The organism is Neptunomonas sp. (genome assembly GCF_041601355.1).
GTDB lineage: Bacteria > Pseudomonadota > Gammaproteobacteria > Pseudomonadales > Balneatricaceae > Neptunomonas.
The window spans coordinates 1-4109 of the sequence record NZ_JBFIIH010000213.1; the positions used below are offsets into that span (position 1 = coordinate 1).

General features: G+C 44.0%; 5 protein-coding genes. All 5 read left to right on the plus strand.

Annotated elements, in window-relative coordinates:
- The coding region (locus ABY436_RS19310) for a PilN domain-containing protein (protein WP_372740555.1) at positions 1 to 340 on the plus strand (340 nt) is incomplete at its 5' end.
- Entirely contained in the window at positions 337 to 942 is a 606-nt protein-coding gene (locus tag ABY436_RS19315) for a type 4a pilus biogenesis protein PilO (protein ID WP_372740556.1), read from the plus strand. The genes ABY436_RS19310 and ABY436_RS19315, both read left to right, overlap by 4 nt.
- The gene (locus ABY436_RS19320) at positions 926 to 1495 is read left to right on the plus strand and encodes a pilus assembly protein PilP (RefSeq protein ID WP_372740557.1); all 570 of its coding nucleotides are present in this window, start codon (positions 926 to 928) and stop codon (positions 1493 to 1495) included. Before ABY436_RS19315 ends, ABY436_RS19320 begins: the two co-directional genes overlap by 17 nt.
- 15 nt (positions 1496 to 1510) lie before the next feature.
- Positions 1511 to 3604, plus strand: a complete 2094-nt coding sequence (pilQ, locus tag ABY436_RS19325; RefSeq protein WP_372740558.1) for a type IV pilus secretin PilQ — start codon at positions 1511 to 1513, stop codon at positions 3602 to 3604.
- A 16-nt stretch (positions 3605 to 3620) separates the two neighbouring features.
- Positions 3621 to 4109: shikimate kinase AroK (gene aroK, locus ABY436_RS19330; protein WP_372740559.1), on the plus strand; the 489-nt coding region annotated here is incomplete at its 3' end.

Genomic DNA, 4109 nt, shown 5'->3' on the forward strand with positions numbered 1-4109 from the left:
CAACGCTATTCAGGAGCTGCAGGGCAATAGACCTATTATCGTTCGTAATTTTGATGAATTAGTAAGAGTCCTGCCTGATGGCTTGCATTATGACTTCTTGCAAAGACAAGAAGCCGGTGGTGACTCTATACAGATCAAAGGCTTAGCCGCAGAGAACAAAGATGTATCCGAGCTGATGCGGCGTTTAAATCGCTCCATCTGGTTTGGCGAGCCTAATCTTTCTAAAGTGAGCGCGATCGGGAGCGCAGCGGCAGGAAGTAAAGCGTTGGCTTTGGCAGATATAAGAGCGTTTGATCTGTCAGTGGTACTCACTAAGCCTAAAGCAGAGGATGCAAAATGAATAAACAATCATTTAAAAATGCATTTCAGGGCTTTGATCCCAATAACTTAGATTTGAATAGCGCAGGAAACTGGCCTATAGGTATAAAGGCGATTGTTTATCTGCTGATTATGGTTGGCGTTGTTTTTGCCGGAATTCACTTTTATGTCAATGAGCAGCATGTTCAGCTTGAAAGGGAAATTCAAAAAGAAAGTCAGTTGAAACAAGAGTTCGAAAAGAAATCATTTCAGGTTGCGAATCTGGCGGCTCTGAGAAAACAGATGGAAGATGTGGAAGGAAAGTTTTCCGAGCTTTTGGGGCAGCTTCCGACGGATAAAGAAGTGCCGGGTTTGCTTGAAGATATTAGTGATATTGGTCGGGCAGCAGGGCTTCAGATTGAGCAGATTGCTTTGGCCGGTGAACGTAAAGACAAGTTTTATATCGAGTTGCCGATAAATATAGAAGTAAAAGGGACGTATCATCAGATGGGGCAGTTTGTTAGTGGTGTTGCTGCGATAGAACGAATAGTGACATTGCATGATTACACACTAAAGCCTACGAATGATGGCACGCTGGAGATGCTAATCAGTGCAAAGACTTATCGTTATGATGATACTGAATAAACTTCCTTACCGAGGCTGTAGAGCCTTACTCGCCGGGCTTGTCATTAGTATGGCATCAGGCTGTATCTGGGTTGAAGATACAGCTGATTTGGCTAGGTTTGTCACTGATGTGCAAGCTAAACCAAAAGGAAAAATTGAGCCTTTACCTACTTTTGAGCCTTACCATAGCTTCGTCTATCAGGGCGCAAGCTTAAGAGATCCATTTATTCCTTTGATACGGGTAGTGTCAACTTTAGCTAACTTTGAGCTTGATGATAGTGATGGCCTTCAGCCTGATCAGGATAGACCCCGAAGCTATCTTGAGCAGTTTGCGGTTGACCAGTTGTCGATGGTTGGCACTATTGGAAAGGCGGATGATGACTTTTTCTGGGCACTTGTACTGGATAACAATAAAGAAATTCATCGGGTCAAAATTGGAGATTATGTCGGTTTAGATTTTGGTCGGGTTGTTGCTGTTTCAGATCAGCAGCTGGACATGCTGGAAATTATATCGAATGGACGAGGTGGATGGATGCAGCGTCCGAGAATTATTGAGTTAGCCGAGCAGAATTGAGCAAAGGATAGAAACATGAATTATAATAATGCTTATCTTCAACCCCAAGGTGCGGGGCTTTTCAAAGGTATCCTTGTCGCGATACTTCTGCTCACACTGTTGGGGCTGTCTCAACGTGTTGTTGCTCAAGAGGTGGTGTTACAAAAATCCTCTTTCGTAGCGTTGCCCGGTAATAAAATTGAGGTGAAACTTGATTTTGATTCAGTTCCTCCGGTACCTAAAGCATATACTATTGATAGTCCTCCCCGGTTGGTTCTGGATTTTTGGGGGGTTAAAAACGATTTAGGTTCAAAGTCTGTTGATGTTAAGGCAGGTGTTGTCGAGTCATTGAATTTTGCCCAGGGTAATGGTCGCCTGCGTATTGTTACCAATCTTAATGGGATGACGGATTACCGCACCTTTACTGAGGGCAATAGTTTATTTGTTGTCTTTGGTGAGAAGCCCAATACATCAATGGCTAAAACTTCTTCTCAGGCAAAGCCAATGTCGGCAAAGAGAAATGTTTTAGATGCGCATAATGATAAAACCCGGGTTCAGGGAATTGATTTTGAACGCGTTGCGGGGGGTGTCGGTCGTGTCGTTATTACCTTGTCGGATGATCAGGCAGGTTTGAATATCGAAGAGGAAGGTAATAACGTGGCTGTTAATTTCTCGGGTGCTACGTTATCGGCTTCCTTGCAGCAACGTGTTAATGTGCAGGATTTTGCAACGCCTGTGATGTATGTTGATGCGATGGCGAGTGGCAGAAACACGACCGTATTAATTAAGCCAGGTGCAGAGCCTTATGATTACATGGCGTATCAGACAGGTAGTAAGCTGATTCTTGACTTTAAACCGTTATCACGCGCAGAAAAAGATGAACTTAAGAAAAATGATTTCCCGTATAGTGGTGAAAAGATAGACCTGAATTTCCAGAATGTCAGTGTGCGTTCTGTACTGCAGATATTAGCTGAGGTAGCACAGCTGAATCTGGTGGTTGATGATGCCGTAGAAGGTGAAATTACACTGCGCCTCAAACATGTACCCTGGGATCAGGCGCTGGATATAGTGATGAAAACCCGTGGGCTGGATAAGCGTCAGGTAGGTAATGTATTGTTAGTGGCACCAGCGGAAGATATCGCCGAGCGTGAGCGCGTTGAGTTGGAAAGCCAAAAGCAAGTAGAAGAGTTATCGCCACTAAAAACAGATTTTATTCAGGTGGATTACCGCAAAGCCTCTGAAATGAGATCGCGCATATACGAAGCAAAGTTGGTCTCTGAGAGAGGCTTTATTGTTGCTGATGATCAGACCAATGTGCTGATGGTCAGAGAAACAACAACGAAGTTGGAAGAGATACGCAGAACATTGCGCAAGTTTGATACTGAAGTCGCACAGATTATGGTGGAAGCGCGTTTAGTAACAGCATCAACAGAATTTACCCGTAATTTGGGTATAAAATGGGGTTTTGGTTTAACTCAAGGTGGCTTCGTTGCTGATGGGGGCGCGGGGGTAGGCGATTACTCAACTTCAGGTATAGGAACTTTAACAAGTGGATTAGGGATTGATTTAGGCGTTAGCCCGACTTCTGCTATCCGTTTAGGTTATGCAACAAACAATTTGCTGATTTCAACTGAACTGTCAGCTTTGCAAAGTGAGGGTAAGGCAGAGATAATATCTCAACCTAAGGTTATTACCACCAATGGTAAAGCCGCTCGTATACAATCAGGCCAGGAAATTCCTTATCAGACGGTTGAGGACGGTGAAGTTAAAATTGAGTTTAAAGATGTTGTGTTAAGTCTTGATGTGACACCTCAGCTTAATCCGGGAGACCGCATTTTGCTGGATTTAAAAATCAACCAGGATTCGTTAGGTGAAACTTTGCCAAACGGTGAAATCAGTATAGTCAACAACGAACTCGAAACGTCAGTTGTGGTTAAAGATGGTGATACCGTTGTGTTGGGTGGCGTGTACAAAAATGAAGTGAGTGACGTTATTTCCAAAACACCTTTTCTCGGTGATTTGCCGGGGATAGGCGCTTTGTTTCGTAGTAAACAAGTATCAGACGCAAAGGTCGAGTTGTTGATTTTTATCACACCTAAACTTATAAGAGAGTCTTTATCGGCAAAGTAGGCGGAGTTGTCCCAGCTTGAATATATTTCTTATTGGCCCTATGGGTGCTGGAAAAAGCACCATAGGGCGTATGCTTTCTCAAGAGCTCAGTCTTGATTTTGTTGATGTCGATCGTGAAATAGAAGAGCGTGCAGGGGCGAATATACCCTGGATTTTTGATGTCGAAGGGGAAGACGGATTTCGCGATCGCGAAGAAGCTGTTGTAGATGAGCTGACGCTAAAGGATCAGCAAGTCCTCGCTACAGGCGGCGGGGCAGTGCTTCGCGCAGCTAACCGCGCTTGTTTACAGAGCAGGGGGTTCGTTGTATATCTGGATACATCGGTAGAGCAGCAATTGGAAAGAACTTCCAAAGATAAAAATCGTCCACTTTTAAATTCGCCTGACCCCCAGGCTGTACTTGAAAAGCTAATGCTTGTTCGCGATCCGCTATATATACAAACTTCTGATTTAATCGTTAAAACTGATCGTAGACACCCGCGTGGTGTCGTTACGGAAATTGTAAAA